The following is a 2,244-nucleotide window of genomic DNA, read 5'->3' as shown; positions in this document are numbered from 1 at the left end:
AAGACCTACGACGGCACTACGGGAGCAACAGCTTCCGGAACGGCGGCCTTGAGCGGTGCGGTTGAAGGGGATGACGTTGCCCTGGACGGCACAGGCTCCTACAGCTTTGCACAGAGCGCAGTGGGAACGGCCATTGAAATCACGACCACGGGCTATACCCTTACAGGTAGCGATGCGGTCAACTATACGCTGGCACAGCCAACACTCAGCGCAAATATAAAGGCCAGAACAATTCTTGTTAACCCGGACTCTGGTCAGACGAAAGAATACGGTGAATCAGACCCAGAAATTACCTATATCTATTCGGGAGAGGTTGTGGGCGAAATACCTGACTTTGTAAATAACTTAGGTCGAGTACAGGGTGAAAATGTAGGAACCTATGAAATAGTACAAGGCGCCCTTGCACTGCAGGACAACGGGAGCTTCAAGGCGTCCAACTACCAGCTGGAGCTGGTCACGCTGGTTGACTTTACGATTACCAAGGCAATGCTTACGGTGAGGGCCAATAATGATAGCAAGTTCGTGACGCAGGCCGATGGGACTGGCTATGCTGGGGTGAGCTATATTGGTCTTAAGTTCGGGGAGAACGAGACTGTACTGGACACGTCCAATCTGACCATTGTCCGAACGAACACTGGAGTGGAAGCTGCAGGAGCATATGGGGATGTATTGGAGGTCTCTGGGGTAACCGCACAGAACTATGATATTACTTATGATACAGGGGACTTCACGATTGTTCCTGCGGACCAGCTTTTGTTTAAGTTGAAAGACATTGAGTTGGATTACGGGGGTACGTCACAGTATGAAGTGGCCGAGGTGGGCTACTACAGCTCGGGCAGTATGTTGATTGTAGACCTTACCCAGAACACCCAGATTAACGGAACCCAAGTGACGGTGACCGATGGAGCATCAGGTACGGCTGTATTTGACATAGCCGTTCCATCAGCTGAATTGAGCACTTCTGGAAACCTCAAAGTAGGTAGTTATTTGTTGGAATTGGCCGATGTAACGGTGACCAGCCCGAACTTTAGCAATACAATTGTGCTCCAAGGCAATTTGGAAGTAAGACCAAAGGAACTCACGGTATCGATAATAAGTGGTAAGACGAAGGTCTATGACGGCAACGACCAAATTTTGAACCTGACTTTAGCTTTGAGTAACCCTATCACTGAGGACGTTCTAGCGGTAAACGGAGTTGGTCAATATGATCGCAAGGATTCGGGGTTTAGGAGCTATACTGTTACTAGCTTGTCGCTCAGCGGGGTCGATGCGAGGAACTATTTTATCCAAGGAGGGGCTAATGCAATTGTCTTGGGCACTGACGGTGAGATTGCCAAGAGGCCTCTGATAATTACCCCGGATGCTGGACAGGGAAAGCTTTTTGGGGAGTCAGATCCAATTCTAACATATAGCCAAAGTGGAGTGGTGTTAGGAGAGACACCTGGCTTTGGTGGGGCACTTGCCCGGGAAGCAGGAGAGTTACAAGGTACTTATGCGATAGAGCTGGGTACTCTGGCACTAGTGGACAACGGTAACTTTCTGGTAAACAATTACTCGCTTGACTTCACTACAGGCGTGTTGTTCGCCATCGGCAGGAAGGTAATCAATGCGCCGGAAATCACTGTTGAAGCGATAGCGGAACTGACTTACACCGGACAAGCTCAAGAGCCGAAGCTTCTGGTGAAGGATGGAGCCTATATATTGACCGAGGGTACAGACTATAGCGTGGCTTATAGTAATAATGTGGATGTAGGTACCGCCCTAGTGACAATTACCGGTATTGGGAACTACATCGGCACAAGGGACCAGACCTTTGAAATCGTCAACAAGGAGATAAGGGTAATCGTTGCCGATCAGGGCAAGAACTATGGAGATGTGGATTTTGAGCTGGTATATTCCCTTGATCCAGAGCTGTTCGGTACGGACCGTGCAGGTGGCAGTCTGGAAAGGGAAGTAGGAGAGGCAGTAGGTTTATATGCAATTTCCTTGGGCAGTCTGACCGCAGGGCCGAACTATCTATTGGTACTGGAGGGGAATCCCGAGTTTGAGATTCGAAGCGTTGACAGCGACGGTGACGGAGTTCCGGACGATGTTGAGGAACAGCAGGGCACGGACCCTAATGATGCCACGGATGTGCTCGACAGCGATGGGGACGGTGTTCCGGATTATGTGGAGGAACAGCAGGGAACGGATATTTATGATGTCACGGATGTGCTCGACAGCGATGGCGACGGTGTTCCGGAT

1 protein-coding gene is annotated in these 2,244 nt (G+C 50.1%); it reads left to right on the top strand.

Translation table 11 applies throughout. The features are described 5' to 3' along the window. Positions 1-2,244, top strand: a 2,244-nt coding sequence (locus tag EO130_RS15430; RefSeq protein ID WP_241244320.1) for an MBG domain-containing protein, incomplete at both ends; no start/stop codon positions are given.

The sequence above is a fragment of the Flagellimonas marinaquae genome (genome assembly GCF_003992675.1).
GTDB lineage: Bacteria > Bacteroidota > Bacteroidia > Flavobacteriales > Flavobacteriaceae > Flagellimonas > Flagellimonas marinaquae.
Note: the sequence above shows the minus strand (reverse complement) of the source record. Positions and strands in the feature narration are given on the sequence as shown.